Genomic DNA, 20,986 nt, shown 5'->3' with positions numbered 1-20,986 from the left:
GGGGGTTGTCGGGCGATCCCGACGATCGTATTCCGATCCGGCTATGCATCCTCCGCCATCCGGAGCGACAGCCGCCGGATGCGCTCGGCCGCCTCGATGGCGTGCGGCACGACCGAGGCGAGCCCGGTACCGGCGACCCACGAGCCTGCGAGGGCGAGCCCCTCCTCGCCCTCGAGCGCGGCCTCCAGGGCGCGGACGCGGTCGCGCTGGCCGACCGCGGCCTGCGAGAGCGCGTCGCGCCAGGCCGACCGCCCGTGGGCTCGCAGGGCGGATGGCCCGAGGTCGACGCCGAGCAGGGCGGATGCGTCGCGCAGGGCGAGTTCGGCGATCTCCTCGTCGCCCAGGCCGTCGAGGGGGCTTCCGGCGCCGGCGCGCCCGTAGGAGAGCCGGACCACGTGACGGCCGCCCGCGGCATCGGCGAGCCACGACCACTTGGCGCTCGAGTGCGTGAGCGCCTTGGCCGTGACGCCGGGCGTGCCCGCGGCGACCAGCACGCCGGTTCCCCGCGGCGCCGCGTCGAGTTCGGGCGCGTCGAGGACGAGCGTCACGAGCTCGACGGATGCCGCGGCCGGCCACTCGTCGCCGAACGCGCCATCGGGTGCGATGCCGGTGAGCAGCGCCCGCGAGACGTGGGCGGGGGTGGCCACGATCGCGAATCGCGCGTCGACGACCACGGGGACCGGCGACTCGTCGTCGCCGGGGACGTCGGCCGCCTCGCGCACCGACTCGCCGATGGCCCGCCAGGTCGAACGGGTGGCGTGCGCATCGTCGGTCGGCGCGGCGCGGCGCTCGAGGGCCGTCGCCCGCACGCCGGTGCGGACCTCGGCGCCGAATCGTGCGAGCTCGGCGGTGAGCGCGTCGACGAGCGTGTGCATCCCGCCGCGGAGACCGAGGACGGCACTGCCGGCGCGCCGCGCCTCGACGAGCTGCCCGACGCCGCCCGAGAGCGACCCGGCCCGGGTCATGGCCTCGTTGAGGCCCGGCGCGACGACGTCGACGTCGAGGTCGTCGGGGTCGGTGGAGTAGACGCCCGCCGAGATCGGAGCGACGAGCCGGTCCAGCACCGCGTCGCCCATGCGCTGGCGGACGAGCGGACCGAGCCGCTCTGCGCGACCGATCTTGAGGATCGGGGTGATGCGGTCGCGCCAGGCGCGCCACGCGCCGCCCCAGCCGATGATCGCGCGGACGTCCTCGCCGAGCGGGTTCGCGGGGATGCCGAGCACGCCCGTGCGAGGGAGGCGGGCCGCGTTGCGCCCGGTGCGGTCGCCCCAGACCAGCCACGCGCCGGCCGGGTTCGGCGACTCGACGGCGTCGGCGAGCCCGAGCCGCTCGACGAGCTTCGAGACCGAGTCGTTGCGGGTGGCGAACGACTCGGCGCCCGCGTCGAGCGCGAGGCCGTCGACGTCGATGCGACCGACGCAGCCGCCCGGGCGATCGGACTGCTCGAGCACGGTGACGCCGAGGCCGAGGCGCGCGCACTCGAGCGCGGCGACGAGCCCGGCGATTCCGCCGCCGAGCACGACGACGTCGGTCGAGGCGTGATCGACCGGCGCGGCCGGATCGCGAGGGTCGTTCGCGGCGGGGTCGGTCATCGTCCCACCTCGTGCACGAGCTCGACCACCCGCGTGAGCACGGCGGGGTCCGTCTCGGGCGGCACGCCGTGCCCGAGGTTGAAGACGTGCGACGGCGCCGTGCGACCGCGGGCGACGACGTCGCGCACCGCGGCCTCGAGGACCGGCCACGGCGCCGCGAGGAGCGCGGGGTCGAGGTTGCCCTGGAGCGGCACCCCCTCGCCGACGCGGAGCGCCGCGACGTCGAGCGGCACGCGGTAGTCGACGCCGACGACGTCGACGCCCACGGACTTCATCGCACCGAGCAACTCGCCGGTGCCGACGCCGAAGTGCACGACCGGGACCGCGTGGGTGCCGGTCGCGCCGGCGGCATCCGTCGTCTCGTAGGTCAGGTCGTGCACGTGCGAGAGCGCCGCCGCCGATGCGGGGGCGACGTGCGTCTCGTAGTCGGCGAGCGAGAGGGCGCCCGCCCAGGAGTCGAAGAGCTGCGCGGCCGACGCGCCCGCGAGGACCTGGGTGCGGAGGAAGCGGCCGGTGAGCTCGGCGGTCCAGTCCATCAGGGCGCGCCACGCGCCGGGGTCGGCGTGCATGAGCGTGCGCGCCGCGAGGTGGTCCTTCGAGGGACCGCCCTCGGCGAGGTAGGCCGCGAGCGTGAACGGAGCGCCGGCGAAGCCGATGAGCGGCGTCGAGGTCGGTGCGTCCGGCGCGGTGAGGGTGGCGAGCTCGGCGACGGTGCGTCGCACGGCCTCCGTGATCGGGCCCGAGGCGTCGTCGAGCCGTGCCGGGTCGACCGAGGTCAGTTCGGCGACCGCGGCCGCATCGGCGAACGCGCGGCCGAAGACCGGGCCCCGGCCCGGCTGGATCTCGACGTCGACGCCGACGAGCTTCAACGGCACGACGATGTCGCTGAAGAAGATGGCGGCGTCGACGCCGTGGCGGCGGACCGGCTGCAGCGTGATCTCCGACGCCATCGCGGGGTCGAGGCACGCGTCGAGCATGCGCGTGCCGACGCGCAGCTCGCGGTACTCGGGCAGCGACCGGCCGGCCTGGCGCATGAACCACACCGGCAGCGTGTCGCTGCGCAGGCCCCGATAGGCGCGGACGAGTCGCGAGTCGTGCGTGAGGCCGGCGGCGAGCGGATGCTGCGGGGAGAGGTTCACCGTGACATCCTCCCCCATCCGTGCTGAGGGGGTCCTGATGCCGACGGTCCTGGAGCGGCCCGTCCGTGCCCGGGGGCCTCGGAACCTGTTGGCCGGTCGGAGAACTGGGGTCTGGTGGCCGCGCTCCCACAGCGCTAGGGTCGGTCGCGTCGTGCGTCCCCGACACGACGACGCGCGCCGCACCACCCACGCGACGCGCGCCTCCGCCACCCACGGAGAACATCACTGTGTCCAGCATCGCAACGCGGCATCGCACCGGACTCATCGTGCTCGTCGCCCTCGCCGTCGTCGTCGTCGTCGCCGCCCTGCTCGTCGGCGGACGCCAGGTGGACCGGCTCGTCCCGACCCTGCCGGAGGTTCCCGGCACGCCGGTCGCGCTCGGACTCGCCGCCGTCGCCGGCCTCATCATCCTCGTCACCGCGATCGTCCGGGGCTCGGCCTCCGCGCGCGGCCGCGCCCGTCACCGGGCCCTCGACTCGGTCCACGCCGGCGCGGTGAGCTGCGGCATCAGGAACCGCCAGCTCGTCTCCCGTCTCGACGAGCTGGGCAGCCGGTCCCACCGGCTCCCCGGGCGGTTCTCCGTCGTCGCCGACGACCACGGCATCGCGTTCTGGGGCGGCGGCCGTCGGCCGCGCCGCATCGCCGCATTCCCCTGGCGCGAGGTGCGGAGCATCCGCGCCGACTCCAGCGTGGCGGGCAGCAGGAGCGTCCCCGTCGCGGTCGTGCGGATCCGTCGCGACGGCTCGAGCATCGAGCTGCCGATGATGCTGAGCGATCCGCGCCCCGGCCGGTACGCGCTCACCGACGCGCCGTTCTTCGCGACCGTGCGCGCCTGGAAGGCCCGGCATCGCGCGGCCCTCGCGGCAGAGGGCCTCGAGCTGCCGCCCGTCACCGGCGCCATCCCGATCATCCGGCAGGCCCGTCCCGCCGCCTGACCCGCATGTGACGTGGCCGGTCGGAGCCGGTTTCGACGGCAGGTAGAATCGTCCGGTGCTCATCTGTCTCACCGCGAGCCACAAGAACGCCGGCTTCGACATGCTCGAACGTCTCTCGGCGTCCTCCGAGCACGCCGGGCCGCGGCTGACCGACGGGAACGAGGCCGTCCGCGGCGCCGTGGTGGTCGCCACCTGCAACCGGTACGAGGCCTACCTCGACCTCGACATCCCGCATGGCGACTCCCCCGTCGAGGCCGTCCACGACGCGATCTTCGCCGTCGGCGACATCGCCGGCCTCTCGACGGACGAACTGCGGAGCACCTTCGACTTCGTGCACGGCAACGCCGTGGCGGGGCATCTCTTCTCGGTCGCCGCCGGCCTGGAGTCGGTCGTCGTCGGCGAGGGAGAGATCGCCGGCCAGGTGCGCCGCTCGCTCGAGCACGCGCGTGCGGAGGGCACGACCACGCCCGAGCTCGAGCGGCTCTTCCAGCGCGCGTCTCAGACCTCGCGCAAGGTGAAGAACCGCACCGGCATCGGACACGAGGGCCGCTCGCTCGTGCGCCTCGCGCTCGACCTCGCCGAGAGCCGGGTGACCGACTGGTCGGCCGTGCGCGTGCTCCTCGTCGGCACCGGCCGGTACGCGGGCGCGTCGCTCGCGGCACTGCGCGACCGCGGCGTCGTCGACGTCGCCGTGCACTCGGTGTCCGGGAGGGCGAGCCGCTTCGCCGCGAACCACGGCATCGAGGCCGTGTCGAACGCCGACTACGCCATGGCCGCCGCGGGCGCCGACCTCATCGTCACCTGCACCACGGTCGACCACCACGTCGTCGACCGCGACCTGCTCGTGCTCGGTCGCACCGAGCTGGCCGTCGCCGCCGGGCGTGCTCCCGTCGCGCTGCTGCCGGGCCGCGAGTCGCGGGCCGATGCGGCGGGCGCGACGGACGCTCCGGCCGACGACGCACCGCGTCAGCTCGTGATCGACCTCGGGCTGCCGCGCAACGTCGCGGCCGACGTCGTCGAGGTCGCCGGCGTCGAGCTGCTCGATCTCGAGACCATCAAGATCCACGCACCGCTCGAGGAGTTCGGCTCGACCGACGCGGCCCGCGAGATCGTGGACCGCGCCGCCCGGAACTTCGGCCGCGTCGCCGAGGAGCTCGACCTCGCCCCCGCGGTCGTGGCGCTCCGCCGCCACGTGTTCGACGTGCTCGACGCCGAGATCGATCGCGCCCGCTCGCGCGGCGACGACGACGGACGCACCGAGGCCGCGCTGCGGCACATGGCGGGCGTGCTGCTGCACACTCCCATGGTGCGCTCGCGCGAGTACGCCCGGGCAGGCGACCAGCAGGCCTGGCTCGACGGGCTCGAGGCGATCTTCGGCATCCGGCCCGAGGCCCCGTCCGCGGCGTCCGGCATCGCCGAGGGCGAGCAGGGCGACGACGACGCCCGCCCCGCGGCCGACGCCCGCTGACCCTCGGGTCCTGCCGCGCCCGCCGCGGAACGCCGACGACGGCGTCCGCCTGCGGACGCGGAACGGGCCCGGCCGCCCGGCCGAGCCCGTCGTCACGTCGTGCGGACGTCCTGCTACGCGTACTGCCGCCACACCGTCGCGATGACGACGTTGGTGATCGACAGCACACGTCAAGCGAAGTACTCGTAGAACGAGGACCGGGAGAGCCCCGCGCGTCGCGTCACCGCAGCGGGCGTCGCCTCCGCCGCCCGCCGAGACGACTGCTGCTGCGCACGGCCCGGCGCGGTACGCTGCCGTTCGATGTCCACCATCCTCCACGCGCTGCCCGACGAGGCGGCCGACGCCGGCCCACCGTCACTCCGCCTGCCGTTCGACGTCGCCGAGGTCGAGCACCGGCCGTTCACGACCGCGCGGATGACGCTGCGGCCGCTCGCGGCATACGACGCCGACGACGTCTGGGAGTACCAGCGCCTCCCCGAGGTGCTCCGCTACATCCCCTGGCCCGAGCGCGAACGCGACGAGGCCCGCGAGCACACCGAGGCGCGAGCCGGCATGCGCCGCCTCGTCGCCGACGGCGACGCGATCTTCCTCGCGATGGTGCTCGACGGACGCGTCATCGGCGACCTGATGGTCCGGCTCTCGAGCGCCCAGCACGCGCGGCTCGAGATCGGCTGGGTCGTGCACCCCGACTTCCACGGGCGCGGCCTCGCGACCGAGGGCGCCGACGTGCTGCTCGACCTCGCCTTCGGACGACTCGCCGCGCATCGCGTCGTCGCGCACCTCGACGCCCGCAACGCGGCATCCGCCGGCCTGTGCGAGCGTCTCGGCATGCGGCGCGAGGCGACCATCGTCGAGGAGGAGTACAACGACGGCGAGTGGCAGGACACGGCCTCGTACGGCATGCTGCGGCGCGAGTGGCGCGCGCTGCGCGCGGGCGTCGTCACGCGGAACCCGGCCTAGCCGACCGAGAGCGTCCAGTCCTCGGTCGAGCGGACGATCACGACCGAGGGCCCGGCCGCGAGCGGCACGCTGCCGTCGTACGCACCGGTCACGTCGATGAGCGCCGCGCCGCCGAACGCCTGCTGCGACTGCTCGGCGACGACGAACGGATCCTCGGCGTCGTCACCGGTGTGGGTCGCAGCGAGCGTCGCCGCACCCCCGCCGTACAGGTAGACGGTGTCGTCCTCGCCGTTCGCGGCGTTCGGCAGTTCGGACGCCGCGGACATCTGCTCGATCGAGAGCGTCCACGAGCCGCTCGCCGTCACCTGCACGCTGCGCGCCGACGAGGCATCCGCCACGCCCCACGCGGTCGTGCCCTCGTAGTCGTCGGTCGCGTCGACGAGCGGGTCGCCCGAGGGCTGGTTCGACGCGTCGAGCAGGGTCAGCGTGAACGCGGCTCCGTCGTCGCCGTCGAACGTGGCCGTCACGATCCCGCCGGCGATCCCGTCCGGGATCGCCACGACGTCGTCGCCCGTGCCGCTCGCGTCGACCTTCGTGAACGTGCCCCAGGTCTGGTCGGCCCACTCCTGCACCGTCGCGGTCGGCGTCTCGGTCGGGCTGGCCGTCGGCGTCTCGGTCGGCGTGGCCGACGGCGAGGCGGACGGCGTCGGCGAGGCGGTCGGCTGCGCGGTCGTGCCCAGCGCGCCGGTGCCGTAGAGCACGCCGAGGATGATCGCGAGCACCAGGGCCGCACCCGAGACGACCGTGCCCGCGGTCGCGACGCCCTTCGGGCGGTCCGCCTTCGTGAGACCCACGATGCCGAGCACGAGGCCGATCGCCGCGAGGATGACGGCCGCGATCCAGGCCCACTCCCATGCGAACGCCAGCAGTGCGACGACGGCCGCGACGATGCCGACGACGAGCGCCCCGACGCCGAGGCCGTTGCGCTGCTCGGGCCGCCCCTCCGGCTCCGGACCCGGCGCGTCGAGCACCTCGGTTCGGCCGTCGTCGGGCGGGTTCGGTCCGGATGCGTTCGTCATCATTCCCCCGTGGATGCTCGGACGTGCGCTCCCGCGCCATGATGGCAGGCCGGGCCGGGGGCGGCAACGACCTCGCAGGCGCGTCAGCCGGCCCGGGGCAGCGTGACCGCGAGCACCGCGCCGCCCTCCGGCGCGTTCGACGCCGACGCGTCGCCGCCGTGCGCGCGGGCGATGCCGCGCACGATCGCGAGCCCGAGCCCTGCGCCCCCCGTGACATCGAGCCGATGCGGCGAGCGCGCGGACGACCCGCGCCATCCGGCCTCGAACGCGTGCGCGAGGTCGTCCCCCGCGAAGCCCGGGCCGCTGTCGGCGACCGCGAGGCGCACCTCGTCGCCCTCCCCGTCGACCGTGACCGCGATGCGCCCGCCCGCCGGGGTGTGCTGGAGCGCGTTCGCGAGCAGGTTCGCGACGGCGCGTCCGAGCTGCAGCGCGTCGCCCTCGACCGTGCTCGACGCGTCCGGCGAGACGACGAGGTCGAGCCGCACGCCCGCGCCGTCCGCGAGCCCGCGGAGTTCCGAGACGGCGTCGCTCGCGACATCCGCCAGAGACAGCCGCTCGGTGCGCAGGTGCAGCGTGCCCGCGTCGATCTGCGAGACCGCGAAGAGGTCGGCGACGAGCGCGTCGAGGCGGTCGACCTGCGACGCGATCCGGGCGAGGTAGCGGTCGGGGTCGGGCGCGAGCCCGTCCTGCAGGGCCTCGGCCTGCGCGCGGATGCCGGCGAGCGGCACGCGCAGGTCGTGCGCGACGCGCGTGACGAGCTCGCGACGGGCCTGCTCCTGCCGTTCGACCTCCTCCCGCGCGGCGCGGATGCGGGCGTCGGATGCCGCGAGCTCGTCGAGCACGGCCCGGAACTCGCCGATCGGCACCGGTCGCGATTCGACCGGGACGCCGCGACCCAGGTCCTCGGCCGCCGACCGCAGCACGCGCGCGGCGCGCGCGATCTCGGCCCCGAGGATCGACGCGGTCAGGATGGCGACGACCCCGCTCGTGACCGCGATCGCGAGGGCGATCTGCGCATCGTGGTCCGAGAGGTACATCGCCTGGGTCGCCACGAGCACGCCACCGACGACGGATGCCACGGCCGCGACGACCACCGTGACGAGGTGCACCACGATCGGGGCCCATGCGAACCGGCGCAGCAGCAGCCAGGCGATGAATCCCACGCCGGCCGCGATCGCGGCCGAGACGGCGACGACGAGGAGCAGGTCGGTGCCGCTCACGGGACACCCCCGTCGCCCGCGGCGGCGGGATCGTCGAAGCGGTACCCGTAGCCCCAGACCGTCACGAGCATGCGCGGGTTCGCGGCATCCGCCTCGATCTTCTCGCGCAGTCGCCGCACGTGCACGGTGACGGTCGAGAGGTCGCCGTGGCTCCAGCCCCAGACGCCCTGCAGCAGGTCCTCGCGCGAGAACACCGTGCCCGGCCGGCGGGCGAGGAACGCCAGCAGCTCGAACTCGCGCTGCGTGAGCGCGAGCCGGCGGCCGTCGAGGTCGACCGTGTGCGCGGCCGTGTCGATGCGCAGCGGCCCGCGAGCGATCACGGCGGCCTCCGAGCCGGCGACCGCCGCGCCCGCCGCCTCCACGGCGAGCGCGCGCCGCAGCACCGACTGCACCCGCAGCGTCAGCTCGCGCGGCGAGAACGGCTTCGCGAGGTAGTCGTCGACGCCGGCCTCGAGCCCTGCGATGCGGTCGTCCTCGCCGCCGAGCGCGGTGAGCATGATGACCGGAACCTGCGAGTGGGCGCGGATGCGTCGGCAGACCTCGATGCCGTCGACGCCGGGCAGCATCCGGTCGAGCACGACGAGGTCGGGCCGCTCGGCGGCGATCCGGTCGAGCGCGACGAACGCGTCCGCCGCCTCCTGCACGCGGAACCCCGCCGACTCGAGGTAGGCGCGGCACACCTCGAGCACGGTCGGGTCGTCGTCGACGAGCAGCACGAGGCGCCCGTCGAGCAGCAGGTCGACCTGGTCAGCCACCGATCACCTCCTCGAGGCGTGCGATCGGATCGTACAGCCCGGCGTCGAGGATCCACGTCTGCAGCGTCTTGTCGAAGCCGACCACGACCACGATGCCGACGACGATGAAGATCACGCCGATCGTGCGGCGGAACCACCCGTCGGGGTTCGCGAGCCAGCCGAGCCGGCGCACGAGGCTCCGACCGAGCAGCGCGATGAGCAGCAGCATCGCCGCCAGGCCCACCGCGTACGCGACGACGTACAGCACGCCCTCGCCGAACGACACCGGCAGCACCGCGGCGACGATCAGCGCGTAGGTCGGACTGCAGCTCGAGAAGACCGGGCCGAGGGCGGCGCCGGTGAGGATGTCGCCTCCGACGCTCTGCCGTCGGACCGACCGGTCGAGCAGCTCGCCGCTCTTCGCGCCCCACCCGAGCGCGGTCGAGACCCGCTCCCACAACCGCGGGAACAGCATGTCGACGCCGAGCAGGATCACGATGCCGCCGGCGATCACCTGCCAGACCTGCGGCGGGATGCCGAGCAGCGCGGTGGTCGCCTTGAGCAGCAGCGTGAAGACCACGACGGACACCGCGAGCGACGCGGCGATCACGTACGGGCGGTAGCGCGCGCGGCGCTCGTCGCCGCCCTGGACGATCGATCCGCCGACGATGACCGGCAGCAGCGGCAGCACGCACGGCGCCGCGACGGTCAGCACGCCGGCGGCGAGTGCGAGGGTGAGGGACGCGGTCACGGGGTGGCCAGCCCCCTCACGGCATCGCGGCGACGAGCGACTCGACCGAGGGGTCCTCGTACAGCACGACGCTCGAGATCTTCTCGCCGGCGTCGTCGACGAACACGATCGTCGTCTGGATCGTCACGCCGTACTGCTGCCGCAGGTCGGTGCGCGAGTCGTAGTCGACCTTGAACACGGTGAGCCCGTCGGGCGCGCCCTCGGCGCGGAGATCCTCGTCGAGCGCGCGGCACTTCGGGCACCAGCTCGCGTGGAAGAACAGCGCCTTCGGCCCGGCGGTCGCCTCGATGGCGCCGTCGGTGTAGTCGAGGTAGGCGCCCTCGGCGGGCGCGGCGGCGGTGTCCTCGGATTCCGCCGGCTCGTCGGTCGCATCGGTCGTGTCGGTCGTGGGCTCGGGGGTCTGCTCCGCCGCAGGTGCGGGGTCGGCGCTCGCGCCGGAGGCATCCGTCGCCTGCGTGGCGCAGCCGGTCAGCGCGAGCGCGGCGACGAGCAGGACGGGCGCGGCGACGGGACGCACCGGGCGTCCGTGACGTGCGGGGCGTTCGGGCATGACGGCTTCCTCGTTCCGCGGGCGACCTCCGCCCGCTACCTCCACGCTACGTCGTGGCTCCGGACCCATCGGGCCCACGGGATTACGGAACCCTGACGGCGGGCGACGCCCGCGGCTCAGGCGCCGACGAGGCGCGAGGCCAGGTACCCCTCGAGCTCCGCGAGCGGCACGCGCTCCTGGCCCATGCTGTCGCGGTCGCGCACCGTCACGGCGTCGTCGTCGAGCGAGTCGAAGTCGACCGTGACGCAGAACGGCGTGCCGATCTCGTCCTGGCGGCGGTAGCGGCGGCCGATCGCGCCGGCGTCGTCGAAGTCGACGTTCCAGTGCTTCCGGAGCGTCGCGGCGACCTCGCGCGCGAGCGGCGAGAGCTTCTCGTTGCGTGAGAGCGGCAGGACGGCCGCCTTCACCGGTGCGAGGCGCGGGTCGAGCTTCAGGACCGTGCGCGTGTCGACGCCGCCCTTCGCGTTCGGCACCTCTTCGACGTGGTACGCGTCGACCAGGAACGCCATCAGCGACCGGGTGAGGCCCGCCGCGGGCTCGATGACGTACGGCGTCCAGCGCTCGTTCTTCTGCTGGTCGAAGTACGACAGCTCCTTGCCGGAGTGCTTCGCGTGCGTCGAGAGGTCGAAGTCGGTGCGGTTCGCGACGCCCTCGAGCTCGCCCCAGTCGCCGCCGGCGAAGCCGAAGCGGTACTCGATGTCGACCGTGCGCTTCGAGTAGTGGCTGAGCTTGTCCTTCGGGTGCTCGAACAGGCGCAGGTTCTCGGGGTCGATGCCGAGGTCGACGTACCACTGGAAGCGCGTGTCGATCCAGTACTGGTGCCATTCCTCATCGGTGCCGGGCTCGACGAAGAACTCCATCTCCATCTGCTCGAACTCGCGCGTGCGGAAGATGAAGTTGCCGGGCGTGATCTCGTTGCGGAACGACTTGCCGATCTGGCCGATGCCGAACGGCGGCTTCGTGCGGGCGGCCTGAAGCACGTTGCCGAAGTTCACGAAGATGCCCTGGGCGGTCTCGGGGCGGAGGTAGTGCAGGCCGGCCGCGTCGTCGACCGGGCCGAGGAAGGTCTTCAGCAGGCCCGAGAACTCGCGGGGCTCGGTCCACTGGCCCCGGGTGCCGCAGTTCGGGCAGACGATGTCGGCCATGCCGTTCTCGGGGGCGCGGCCCTTCTTGTGCTCGAACGCCTCGACGAGGTGGTCCTCGCGGAAGCGCTTGTGGCAGTGCTGGCACTCGACGAGCGGGTCGCTGAAGACCTCGACGTGGCCGGAGGCCTCCCACACCTGCTTGGGCAGGATGACGCTCGAGTCGAGGCCGACGACGTCGTCGCGACCCTGCACCATCGACCGCCACCACTGCCGCTTGATGTTCTCCTTCAGCTCGACGCCGAGGGGCCCGTAGTCCCACGCGGAGCGGGATCCGCCGTAGATCTCACCCGCCTGGAAGACGAAGCCCCGGTGCTGGGCGAGCGTGATGACGGAATCGAGACGGGTGGGTGCGGCCACGGTGGCTCCAATGGTCCAGGAAGGGAATCGGGCGAGTCGCCCGCGAAGTCGCTGTCCATCCTACGAAATGTGAAGGGCGACGGATGCCGCGGCTTCGCGCCGCACGGAGCGCACGCCCGGCCGCAGGCCGCGGGCCGGTGTACAACGGCTCGTGAGGCGGTGAGCCGGGCCGCCTCACGGGAAGGGGGCGGTCGCATGGGCTTCACCCGGCGCGTGTTCCTGACGGGCGTCGCGGTCGTCGGCGTGCTGGCCGTCGGCCGCGTCATGGCGGAGCGCCAGGAGGTCGAGGAACAGGAGGCCGCGGTCGAGCAGTTCCCGGCCCCCGAGCTCGCGCGGGTCTCCGTCCCCGCGGGCGCGCTCACCGAACTCCCGGCCGACGCGGGGCAGGTCCTCGCCTGGACCGTCGACGACGGGACCGACTCGGCCGTGGTCGGCGCCTACACGGCGTTCGCAGCGGCCAACGGCATCCGGCTCACCTACTTCGTGAACGGCGTGTACCCGTCGTGGGACGACAACGCCGACGCCCTCCGCCCGCTCGTCGAGCGGGGCCAGATCCAGCTCGCGAACCACACCTGGTCGCACCCCGACCTGACGACGCTGAGCGACGCCGAGATCCAGTGGCAGCTGCAGCACAACCACGACTACCTGCAGTCGGTGTACGGCGTCGACGCCCGGCCGTACTTCCGGCCGCCGTACGGCGTGCACGACGCACGCGTGGATGCCGCGGCCGCCGCGATCGGCTACACGGTGCCGACGCTCTGGTACGGCTCGCTCGGCGACTCGGGCGAGCTGTCGCAGCAGAAGATCGTCGACCTCGCCGACGAGTGGTTCGACGCGGGTCGCATCGTCATCGGGCACCTGAACCACGATCCGGTGGTCCACGTGCTCCCGCGCCTGAAGGGGATCCTCGACGAGCGCGGGCTCGCCACGGTCACGCTGAACGACGTCTTCACGTCGCCGCAGCATCCGTAGGTCGCTGCGTAGGCTGAACGGATGCCGCTGCCCGACCTGCACGTCGCCGCGATCGCGCTCGTGCGCGACCGTCGCGTGCTCATGGTCACCGCGCGCGGCCGCGACGTGCACTACATGCCGGGCGGCAAGCTCGACGAGGGCGAGACGCCCGCCGAGGCGGCGGCACGCGAGGCCTTCGAGGAGGTCGGGCTGGTGCTCGACCCGGCGCACCTCGTGGAGGCGTTCACCGTCCGCGAGCTGGCGCACGGGCAGGCCGAGGGCCGGCACGTGCGCATGCACGTCTTCCTCGCCGAGACGGATGCCGAGCCCGCCCCGTCGGGCGAGGTCGGCGAGGTGCACTGGGTCGGCGCGGCCGACGCCGGGCGGTGCCCGCCGGCCGGCGTCGAGGTGCTGCGCCGGCTCGCGGCATCCGGCCTCATCGACTGACGGGCGCGCTGCGGCATCCGGCATGATCGAACCCGGGGCCGGTGGGAGGGGGTGCGGATGTCGCGGACGCGCGAGTTCCGACGTGGCGACGAGGTGACCGTGATCACCGAGTCGGGCGCGGGGCGACCGACCTACGTGCTCGTGCACGGCATCGGCATGGGGCACCGCTACTGGTCCGACCTCGCCGACGAGCTCGCCCGCGAGGGGCGCGTGCTCGCGCTCGACCTGCCGGGCTTCGGCGACGCGCCCGAGCCGCGGCGGACGCAGACGATCGCGGAGTCGGGCGCGCACCTCGCCGCGCTCGTCGAGGCCGAGGGCGGCGGCGAGCCGGTCGTGCTCGTGGGGCACTCGATGGGCACGCAGATCGTGACCGAGGCCGCCGCGCAGCGACCGGAGCTCGTGGCATCCGTCGTGCTCATCGCGCCGACCGTGAACCCGCGCGAACGGTCGGCGCTCATGCAGGGCCTGCGCCTGCTCGGGGACCCGTCGCTCACGCGCCCGAAGGTGGTCGCGCTCGGCCTCCACTCCTACCTTCAGGCCGGGCCGCGCTGGTACTTCCGCAAGCTCCGCCGCATGCTCGACCACCGCATCGAGCTCGTGCTGCCCGACGTCGCGGCGCCGACGCTCGTGATCCGCGGCGAGCACGACCGGCTCGCGCCGCGCGCGTGGGCCGAGCAGGTGGCCCGGATGGTGCCGCACGGGCGGTACGTGGAGATCGCGGACCGCGGGCACGAGACCATGGTGACCGCGGGCGAGCGCGTGGCCGACCTCGTCAGGCGGCACGCGCGGGGGGAGCACATCGGGCACGAGGTCGAACGCGTCTCGGAACCGCAGGAGCTCTCGGCGCTCGCACGCGGTTGGTGGTGGGCCCGCGACTACGTCTACGCCGCCATCCGCCAGGTCGCGATCGTGGTCGATGGGTGGAGCCCGCCCGCTCGCTGGCGGTCCGGTCGCGGAGACCTGCCCGAGGTGCTGCTCCTGCCCGGGATCTACGAGCACTGGTCGTTCCTGCGGCCGCTCGGCGACGCGCTGAACCGCGCCGGGCACCGCGTGCGCGTGGTGCACGGCATGGGCACGAACCGGCGCGGCATCGCCGACACCGCCCGTCGGCTGGGCCGCGCGATCGAGCGCCGTCCGGAGCCCGATGCCGGCCGGGTGATCGTCGCGCACAGCAAGGGCGGCCTCGTGGCGAAACAGCTGCTGGTCTCCGGCGCGGACGGCGCCGACGGCACGGTGCACGTCGCGCGGGGCCCGCACGGCATCGTCGGCCTCGTCGCCGTCGCGACGCCGTTCGCCGGCTCGCGCATGGCCCGGCTCATCCTCGACCCGAGCGTGCGCGCGCTGCTCCCGAGCGACGAGACCATCGTGCTGCTCGGACGCGCGGCATCCGTCAACGCCCGCATCGTGTCCGTGTTCGGCCGGTACGACCCCCACATCCCCGACGGGAGCATGCTCGACGGCGCGACGAACATCCGCGTGCCCGTCGCCGGGCACTTCCGGATCCTCGGCGCCGTCGAGACGCACCGTGCGGTGCTCGAGGGCGTCGGGCACCTCCTCGATCAGGCGGGCTGACCCGGCTGCTCCGGACCGATCCGGTACGGGCGCATCATCTCGTTGTCCTCGTGCTCGACGATGTGGCAGTGCCAGACGTACTGACCGGGGTTGACGAAGGTCGCACGCACGCGCGTGACCTCGCCGGGGTAGGCGATGACCGTGTCCTTGAAGCCGGTCTCCCACGGTTCGGGCGGCCGCACGTTGCCGTCGGGCTGCACCGGCTGGGCGACCTCGCCGCCGTCGAGGACGAGGCCCTCGCGGTTCACCACCTCGAACACGACCTCGTGCACGTGCATCGGATGCGCGTCGCCCGTCGTGTTGACGAACTCCCAGACCTCGGTCGCACCGACTGCGGGGTTCTCGGTGACCGGATCCGCCCACACGCGGTCGATCCAGACACCCGACTGGATGTCGCCGAGCAGCGCCTCGACCGGGCCTTCGTAGACGTCGCCCTCCTCGTTGTGGCCCTCCGCCATCTTCTCGATGAGCGCGAGCGGCCGGACCACCGACTCCGCCGGCAGGGGCGCGATCGGCGGGAGGACGAGGTACTGCGGCGGGGTGGTCGTGTCGGCGGCCAGGGCGGGCCCGACCACGAACGACATGACCTGACCGGTCGAGTCCGGGTCCGCCTTCGGGAAGTCGAGATCCGGCACGCCGCCCCCGAACGGCTCGTCGGGACCGACGTTCCCGAGCACGTAGGCGCCGACCGGCACGTTCGTGAAGTCGACGATGACGTCGGCGCGTTCGGCGAGCCCCAGGAGCATGCGGCTTCCGTTGTCGGTGGTGAGGTTCACCGGGGCGGCGAGGAAGCCGCCCTCGTTGCCGATCTGCCAGACCTCGACCCCGGGGATCGCGTTGAAGTCGAGGATCAGGAACCGGGACTGGCATCCGTTGAGGAATCGCAGGCGGTAGCGGCGTTGCTCCACCTGGTGGAAGGGCCAGGTGTTGCCGTTGACCATCAGCATGTTGCCGAAGAACTCCGGCTGCCAGATCGGCGAGAACTCCCCGGCGGGGATGTACGGGCCGACGATCTCGTCGAAGAACTCCCTGGTGTCGGGGTAGAACAGCGAGCCGTCGTCGTTGAACGAGCGGTCCTGCACGACGATCGGGATCTCGAGGTAGGTCTTGTTCGGCGGGAACTTGTCGCCCTCCATCGGCGCGGGCGACGGCAGGACCGCGGTCGCTCCGTTCCGCGCGTCGAGCACGGCCTTCTCGCCGTCCGGGCCGCCGCGGACGATGAAGAACCCGGCCGGCCCCGCGTAGACGTTGAGGCGCGTCATCCCGAGTGCGTGGTCGTGGTACCAGAGCGTGGACTCGCGCTGGTCGTTGGGGTACTCGAACTCCGCGAAGCCCGGCCCCCAGCTCGCGCCGAACGAGGCCGCCGCCTTGCCGGCGAAGAAGTCGTACCAGGTGCCCTCGGTCGCGTACCCCGCCGGGATGTCGGCGGCGTCGGGCAGGAACCACGCCTCCGCGTAGCCGTCGCTCTCGTCGCCGACGCCGACCGCACCGTGCAGGTGCGTGACGAGCGGGACGGGTCCGGTGTACCGACCCGGCGTGTCGCCGGTGAAGACCGGCCTGGTGTCGCGACCGGCGTCCCCGCCCGGCGGGTTCGCCCAGTGGAGCGTGGGGTCGACGGGCAGCAGGTGCGGGAGTGCGTTGCCGTCGGCGTCGACGAGGTCGTTGATCCACCTCACCCGGACCGGACGGCCCCACTTCGACTCGATCGTGAGCGAGGGCGCGTTGTGGATGAGCAGCCCCTTCTTGCTCTCGCTCGCGATCGCCCCGTAGCCCCAGACGGTCGTCGCCGGGAGGCCCGCGGGAAGGATCTGCTGCGCGAACTGCCGCACCGAGATCTCGTAGTAGTCGGCGGGCTTGCCGCCCTTGCGGTTGACCGTGCCGGCCCGCGGCATGACGGGCGGGACGAGCAACGGCGTGACGAACTTCGGCACGTCGGCCGGCGGCAGCGTGCCGCCGGGGATCTCCGCGAGCGCCACGCGTTCGCCGCCCGGCAGCATCGCGTAGAGCATGAACCCCGCGCCGGCCGCGCCGGCGGCCGCGATGAACGTGCGTCGACTGATGGGTCGCCCGGTCGGCGTCGCCTCTGACATCCTGCTGTTCCCCTCGGTGTGTAGCCGGAGCGGGGGCGCAGGGTGGCGCCGGCGATGTGGGTCGGGTCGCCCTCAGTTCTACCGGCGCGACCGAGGATGCGAAGGGACTCAGGTCCCGTCGACCGTGCGTCAGTAGAGGCCGAGTTCGCGGCCGGCCTCCTCGACCTCGCGCATGCGATCGGATGCCGCCGTGCCGAGGCGTTCCGCGCACTCGGCGATCAGGGCCTCGACGATCGCGAGCACCGGCGTCATCGCGTCGAACGCCGCCGAGGGCGAGTCGGTCTCGCTCGGGAGCACGACGTCGGCGTCGCTCGCGATCGGCGAGAGCCAGGCATCCGTGAGGAGGATGACCGATGCCCGGCGCTCCCGGGCGGCGGCCGCGAGTCGGCGCGTCGGCTCCTCGTACCGGCGGTAGTCGAACAGGACGACGACATCGCCTCGCCGCAGCCCGGCGACCGCTTCGATCCGCCCCGCGTCGTGCTCGGGCAGCGCGGTCACGCCGGGCCGGACGAGCTGCAGGTGCTGCGCGAGCAGCCGCGCCAACAGGCCGCTGAACCGTCCTCCCGACACGAGCACCCTGTTCCGCGGCGTGCACAGCAGGTCGACGGCGCGCTCGAACTCGCCGGGGACGAGCCCGTCGAAGGTCCGGGCGAGCGTCTCGCCCATGATCGACGCGGCGCGCTCGAGCCCGGAGGCGGGGCCGCCCTCGGATCGGTGGCGCGCCTGCAGGTCGATCGGCGACGCCGAGCGCTCGTCGAGGTCGTCGCGGAGCGCCTGCTGGAAGTCGGGGAACCCGCGGTATCCGAGGCGGTTCGCGAACCGGAGGACGGTCGGGCCGCTCACGCCCGCGCGGGCGGCGAGCTTGGCGACGGTCTCGAACCCGGCTGACGGGTAGGACGAGAGCAGCACCCGCGCGACCTTCCGCTCGGCGGGGCTGCAGTCGGCCATGCCCCGCCGGATCGCCTCCGCCATCGGCACCGGCGCGTCGCCTCCAGCCACGGTCACCTCCTCCACCGTGCTCACGGTAGCGGCCCGCCCTCCGCGATCGCGACGACGAGCCCGGCGAGGAGCGCGATCCGTTCCGGCGCGTGCTCGACGTCGAGCCACTCGTCGACGCCGTGATCGCCGCCGCCGACTGGTCCGAGCCCGTCGAGCGTCGGCACGCCGAGGGCGGCCACGAAGTTCGCGTCGGAGGCGCCGCCCGTGGCGGCGACCTCGACGTCGAGCGCGAGCGACGCGCCCACCTCCCTGGCGATCGCGGCCAGGCCGACGGTCGCGGTGCGTTCGAGCGGCGGGCAGACGTCGAGGCGCTGCACCTCGATGCGGGCGCCGTCGACGACCGGGCGGCGGGCGCGTTCGTCGATCGCGTCGAGCGTGGCGACGAGCTCCTCGAGGCCCGCCGAGCGGACCTCGAGGTGCAGTTCTGCGATGTCGGGCACGATGTTCGCCCGCGAGCCGGCCGCGACGCGACCCACGTTGAGCGTCAGACCCGGAACGGACCCCGACAGCTCCTGCAGCTCGAGCACGAGGCGCGCTGCCTCGACGGCGGCGTTGACCCCGCGCTCGGGCTCGACGCCCGAGTGCGCGGCCCGACCGTGCACGGTGACGAGGACGTCGGCGACGCCCTTGCGCGCCCCGACGAGGTCGCCGTTCTCGCGCGCGCACTCGAGGCACAGCGCCGCATCCGCCCCGGTCACGAGTCGGGCCATGATCGCGCGACTGGCGGGCGAGCCGACCTCCTCGTCGGGGGTCAGGACGACCACGAGCTCCCCGTACCCTCGGTACCCGAGGTGGTCGAGCGCACGTGCGGCCGCGAGGCCGGCGGCGACGCCGGCCGCGTCGTCGCACACCCCGGGCCCGAAGGCGGTGCCCCCCTCGATGCGGAACGGGCGCTCGGCGGCGGTGCCGACCGGGAAGACCGTGTCCAGGTGCGCGAAGAGGACGATCCGCCTGGAGCCCTCGCCCAGGCGGCGGCCGACGACGACCGGGCCGTACGCCGTTCCGTCGCACCGGGGCGTCGGGACGACCTCGACCTCGAAGCCGTCGGCTCGCATCACGCCCGCCGCCCACTCGGCGGCCCGGGTCACGCCCTCGGCGTCGTGCGAGCCCGAGTCGATGTCGACGAGCCGTCCGAGGTCGCTGCGGAACCGCGGGTCGAGGCGTCGGGCGGTTTCGAGCAGCTCCGCCGGGGTCGGCGGGACGTCGATGCGGGTGCCGGCCGGGGTCTTGGTGGTGGTGCCGCGCGCCACTAGAGCACCTTCGAGAGGAACGCGCGGGTGCGCTCCTCCCGGGGGTCGACGAGGACCTGCGCCGGGTCGCCGGCCTCGACGACCACGCCGCCGTCCATGAACACCGCGACGTCGCCGACCTCGCGTGCGAAGCCGATCTCGTGGGTCACCACGATCATCGTCATGCCGGACTCGGCGAGTCCGCGCATCACGTCGAGCACGTCGCCGACCAGTTCGGGGTCGAGCGCGGACGTCGGCTCGTCGAAGAGCATGACCTCGGGCTCCATCGCGAGCGCACGCGCGATCGCCACCCGCTGCTGCTGGCCGCCCGACAGCTGCGCCGGGTAGGTGTCGGCCTTCTCCGCCAGGCCCACCTGCGCGAGCAGGCGCAGGCCCTGCGCCCTGGCGTCGGCCTTCGACCGACCGGCCACCTGGGTGGGCGCCTCGATCACGTTCTCGAGCGCCGTCATGTGCGGGAACAGGTTGAAGCGCTGGAACACCATGCCGACCTTGCGTCGCTGCGCGGCGACCTCGCGCTCGCGGAGTTCGTAGAGCTTGCCGTTCCGCTCGCGGTAGCCGACGGTCTCGCCGGCGACCCGGATCATGCCGGCATCGATCTGCTCGAGGTGGTTGATGCAGCGGAGGAAGGTCGACTTGCCGGAGCCGGACGGCCCGAGGAGGCAGACGACCTGGCCTCGCTCGACCGACATCGTGATGCCCTTCAGCACCTCGAGGTTGCCGAAGCGCTTGTGGACGTCGACGGCATCGACCATGGGGCGCTCGCCGACGGGAGCGACGGGCGCGGACTGCGGGATGGTGGCGGTCATGACGCCGACTCCTTCTTCGAGGCGCGCGACTCGCGCGACGGGAGCGCGATGCTCTGCGTGAACGTCGAGACGCGTGATCCGATGGTCGGGCGGGCGCCCGTGAATCCGCGGCCGTATCGGCGTTCGAGCCACATCTGCGGGATCGACAGGATCGACGTGAGGACGAGGTACCAGATGGCGGCCACGATGAGCAGCGGGATGATCTTGTAGTTCTGCGTGTAGGCCTCGCGGATGTTCGACATGAGGTCGTCGCCCGCGACGATGGCCACGAGCGAGGTGCTCTTCAGCATCGTGATCGTCTCGTTGCCCATCGGCGGGATGATGACGCGCATCGCCTGGGGCAGCACGACCCGTCGCAGCGTCTTCGCCGGGGACATGCCGAGGGAGTGCGCGGCCTCCGTCTGTCCGTGGTCGACGGACTGGATGCCCGCCCGCACGATCTCCGCCGCGTAGGCCATCTCGTTGAGGCCGAGCGCGAGGAGCGCGGCGACGGTCGCGGGGATGAGGTCGCTGGTCGTGAACGACCAGAACTCGACGGACGTGAACGGGATGCCGATGACGATCTTGGGGATGAACGCGCCGATGAAGCCCCAGAAGATGAGCTGGAGCAGGAGCGGCGTGCCGCGGAACACCCAGATGAAGAGCATCGCGGCGACGGAGAGGACCGGGTTGGCGGAGAGCCGCATCACCGCGACCACGATGCCGCCGAAGACGCCCATGATCATCGAGGCGACGGTGAGCCAGATGGTGATGAGCACGCCGTTGATGGTCAACGGCTTGAAGAGGTACTCCGCGACCGTGGGCAGGTCGAGGTTCGGGTTCTGCAGGATCGAGGCGATCGCGCCGATGCCGAGGACGAGGACGAGCACGGCGGCGATCCAGCGTCCCGGGTGTCGCACGGGGACGGCTTCGATCGGGCCCGGGCGGGCGCCCGAGGGGTTCCGGAGGCCCTCGGGCGCCGCCGTGGATGACGGCTGCGTTGCGGTCATGGGGTTGGTGCT

The 20,986-nt window shown here is 73.3% G+C and carries 19 protein-coding genes; 6 read left to right on the top strand and 13 right to left on the bottom strand.

Going from position 1 to position 20,986, the window contains the following annotated elements:
* Positions 1 to 41: 41 nt before the first annotated feature.
* The gene (gene hemG / locus ACFVHK_RS02740) at positions 42 to 1,592 is read right to left on the bottom strand and encodes a protoporphyrinogen oxidase (protein ID WP_376927471.1); all 1,551 of its coding nucleotides are present in this window, start codon (positions 1,590 to 1,592) and stop codon (positions 42 to 44) included.
* A complete protein-coding gene (hemE, locus tag ACFVHK_RS02735) occupies positions 1,589 to 2,749 on the bottom strand; it encodes a uroporphyrinogen decarboxylase (protein ID WP_376927470.1) in 1,161 nt (386 codons plus the stop codon). Before hemE ends, hemG begins: the two co-directional genes overlap by 4 nt.
* 209 nt (positions 2,750 to 2,958) lie before the next feature.
* Here hemE and ACFVHK_RS02730 point away from each other — a divergent pair, with 209 nt between their 5' ends.
* The 3 genes from ACFVHK_RS02730 (at position 2,959) to ACFVHK_RS02720 (ending at position 6,094) form a co-directional block, all read left to right on the top strand.
* Positions 2,959 to 3,666, top strand: coding sequence for a hypothetical protein (locus tag ACFVHK_RS02730; RefSeq protein WP_376927469.1), 708 nt, complete (start codon positions 2,959 to 2,961; stop codon positions 3,664 to 3,666).
* Between the two features lie 55 nt (positions 3,667 to 3,721).
* Positions 3,722 to 5,134, top strand: a complete 1,413-nt coding sequence (locus tag ACFVHK_RS02725; RefSeq protein ID WP_376927468.1) for a glutamyl-tRNA reductase — start codon at positions 3,722 to 3,724, stop codon at positions 5,132 to 5,134.
* Positions 5,135 to 5,434: 300 nt separating this feature from the next.
* On the top strand, positions 5,435 to 6,094 hold the full coding sequence (locus ACFVHK_RS02720) for a GNAT family N-acetyltransferase (RefSeq protein WP_376927467.1): 660 nt from the start codon (positions 5,435 to 5,437) through the stop codon (positions 6,092 to 6,094).
* Here the strand turns inward: ACFVHK_RS02720 and ACFVHK_RS02715 are convergent.
* From ACFVHK_RS02715 to ACFVHK_RS02690, 6 genes are all read right to left on the bottom strand, one after another.
* Positions 6,091 to 7,113 (bottom strand): PT domain-containing protein, encoded by a 1,023-nt coding sequence (locus tag ACFVHK_RS02715; RefSeq protein WP_376927466.1) that lies wholly within the window; start codon positions 7,111 to 7,113, stop codon positions 6,091 to 6,093. The genes ACFVHK_RS02720 and ACFVHK_RS02715 overlap by 4 nt on opposite strands.
* An 83-nt stretch (positions 7,114 to 7,196) precedes the next feature.
* Positions 7,197 to 8,333 (bottom strand): sensor histidine kinase, encoded by a 1,137-nt coding sequence (locus tag ACFVHK_RS02710; protein ID WP_376927465.1) that lies wholly within the window; start codon positions 8,331 to 8,333, stop codon positions 7,197 to 7,199.
* On the bottom strand, positions 8,330 to 9,088 hold the full coding sequence (locus ACFVHK_RS02705) for a response regulator (protein WP_376927464.1): 759 nt from the start codon (positions 9,086 to 9,088) through the stop codon (positions 8,330 to 8,332). The genes ACFVHK_RS02710 and ACFVHK_RS02705 overlap by 4 nt, the downstream gene beginning before the upstream one ends.
* Complete coding sequence (locus tag ACFVHK_RS02700) at positions 9,081 to 9,818, bottom strand: cytochrome c biogenesis CcdA family protein (protein ID WP_376927463.1); 738 nt, start codon at positions 9,816 to 9,818, stop codon at positions 9,081 to 9,083. The genes ACFVHK_RS02705 and ACFVHK_RS02700 overlap by 8 nt, the downstream gene beginning before the upstream one ends.
* A 16-nt stretch (positions 9,819 to 9,834) precedes the next feature.
* Positions 9,835 to 10,368: a thioredoxin gene (locus tag ACFVHK_RS02695; protein ID WP_376927462.1), complete on the bottom strand. Its 534-nt coding sequence runs from the start codon at positions 10,366 to 10,368 to the stop codon at positions 9,835 to 9,837.
* 116 nt (positions 10,369 to 10,484) lie between these two features.
* Positions 10,485 to 11,870 (bottom strand): glycine--tRNA ligase, encoded by a 1,386-nt coding sequence (locus tag ACFVHK_RS02690; protein ID WP_376927461.1) that lies wholly within the window; start codon positions 11,868 to 11,870, stop codon positions 10,485 to 10,487.
* A 195-nt stretch (positions 11,871 to 12,065) separates the two neighbouring features.
* On the opposite strand from ACFVHK_RS02690, the gene ACFVHK_RS02685 reads away from it, so the two are divergent.
* From ACFVHK_RS02685 to ACFVHK_RS02675, 3 genes are read left to right on the top strand one after another with little or no spacing between them, the layout of a single operon-like run.
* On the top strand, positions 12,066 to 12,842 hold the full coding sequence (locus tag ACFVHK_RS02685) for a polysaccharide deacetylase family protein (protein WP_376927460.1): 777 nt from the start codon (positions 12,066 to 12,068) through the stop codon (positions 12,840 to 12,842).
* A gap of 21 nt (positions 12,843 to 12,863) precedes the next feature.
* Positions 12,864 to 13,268, top strand: coding sequence for an NUDIX domain-containing protein (locus tag ACFVHK_RS02680; RefSeq protein ID WP_376927459.1), 405 nt, complete (start codon positions 12,864 to 12,866; stop codon positions 13,266 to 13,268).
* A gap of 57 nt (positions 13,269 to 13,325) precedes the next feature.
* Positions 13,326 to 14,840 (top strand): alpha/beta fold hydrolase, encoded by a 1,515-nt coding sequence (locus ACFVHK_RS02675; RefSeq protein ID WP_376927458.1) that lies wholly within the window; start codon positions 13,326 to 13,328, stop codon positions 14,838 to 14,840.
* Here the strand turns inward: ACFVHK_RS02675 and ACFVHK_RS02670 are convergent.
* The 5 genes from ACFVHK_RS02670 to ACFVHK_RS02650 form a co-directional block, all read right to left on the bottom strand.
* The gene (locus ACFVHK_RS02670; protein WP_376927457.1) at positions 14,828 to 16,930 is read right to left on the bottom strand and encodes a multicopper oxidase family protein; all 2,103 of its coding nucleotides are present in this window, start codon (positions 16,928 to 16,930) and stop codon (positions 14,828 to 14,830) included. The genes ACFVHK_RS02675 and ACFVHK_RS02670 overlap by 13 nt on opposite strands.
* 129 nt (positions 16,931 to 17,059) lie before the next feature.
* Positions 17,060 to 17,929, bottom strand: a complete 870-nt coding sequence (locus ACFVHK_RS02665) for a MurR/RpiR family transcriptional regulator (RefSeq protein ID WP_376927456.1) — start codon at positions 17,927 to 17,929, stop codon at positions 17,060 to 17,062.
* 20 nt (positions 17,930 to 17,949) lie between these two features.
* Complete coding sequence (locus tag ACFVHK_RS02660) at positions 17,950 to 19,179, bottom strand: M20 family metallopeptidase (RefSeq protein WP_376927455.1); 1,230 nt, start codon at positions 19,177 to 19,179, stop codon at positions 17,950 to 17,952.
* Positions 19,179 to 19,985, bottom strand: a complete 807-nt coding sequence (locus tag ACFVHK_RS02655; RefSeq protein WP_129235338.1) for an amino acid ABC transporter ATP-binding protein — start codon at positions 19,983 to 19,985, stop codon at positions 19,179 to 19,181. The genes ACFVHK_RS02660 and ACFVHK_RS02655 overlap by 1 nt, the downstream gene beginning before the upstream one ends.
* The gene (locus tag ACFVHK_RS02650) at positions 19,982 to 20,974 is read right to left on the bottom strand and encodes an amino acid ABC transporter permease (protein WP_129235337.1); all 993 of its coding nucleotides are present in this window, start codon (positions 20,972 to 20,974) and stop codon (positions 19,982 to 19,984) included. Before ACFVHK_RS02650 ends, ACFVHK_RS02655 begins: the two co-directional genes overlap by 4 nt.
* Positions 20,975 to 20,986 lie beyond the last annotated feature (12 nt).

The organism is Agromyces binzhouensis (genome assembly GCF_042672355.1).
Lineage (GTDB): Bacteria > Actinomycetota > Actinomycetes > Actinomycetales > Microbacteriaceae > Agromyces > Agromyces binzhouensis.
Note: the sequence above shows the minus strand (reverse complement) of the source record. Positions and strands in the feature narration are given on the sequence as shown.

What these genes read in the sequence shown, in the direction of transcription:
- ACFVHK_RS02650 (WP_129235337.1), bottom strand. Translation starts at nt 20,974, where the DNA reads ATGACCGCAACGCAGCCGTCATCCACGGCGGCGCCCGAGGGCCTCCGG.
- hemE (WP_376927470.1), bottom strand. Translation starts at nt 2,749, where the DNA reads ATGGGGGAGGATGTCACGGTGAACCTCTCCCCGCAGCATCCGCTCGCC.
- ACFVHK_RS02680 (WP_376927459.1), top strand. Translation starts at nt 12,864, where the DNA reads ATGCCGCTGCCCGACCTGCACGTCGCCGCGATCGCGCTCGTGCGCGAC.
- hemG (WP_376927471.1), bottom strand. Translation starts at nt 1,592, where the DNA reads ATGACCGACCCCGCCGCGAACGACCCTCGCGATCCGGCCGCGCCGGTC.
- ACFVHK_RS02695 (WP_376927462.1), bottom strand. Translation starts at nt 10,368, where the DNA reads ATGCCCGAACGCCCCGCACGTCACGGACGCCCGGTGCGTCCCGTCGCC.
- ACFVHK_RS02720 (WP_376927467.1), top strand. Translation starts at nt 5,435, where the DNA reads ATGTCCACCATCCTCCACGCGCTGCCCGACGAGGCGGCCGACGCCGGC.
- ACFVHK_RS02655 (WP_129235338.1), bottom strand. Translation starts at nt 19,985, where the DNA reads ATGACCGCCACCATCCCGCAGTCCGCGCCCGTCGCTCCCGTCGGCGAG.
- ACFVHK_RS02715 (WP_376927466.1), bottom strand. Translation starts at nt 7,113, where the DNA reads ATGACGAACGCATCCGGACCGAACCCGCCCGACGACGGCCGAACCGAG.
- ACFVHK_RS02675 (WP_376927458.1), top strand. Translation starts at nt 13,326, where the DNA reads ATGTCGCGGACGCGCGAGTTCCGACGTGGCGACGAGGTGACCGTGATC.
- ACFVHK_RS02685 (WP_376927460.1), top strand. Translation starts at nt 12,066, where the DNA reads ATGGGCTTCACCCGGCGCGTGTTCCTGACGGGCGTCGCGGTCGTCGGC.
- ACFVHK_RS02670 (WP_376927457.1), bottom strand. Translation starts at nt 16,930, where the DNA reads ATGTCAGAGGCGACGCCGACCGGGCGACCCATCAGTCGACGCACGTTC.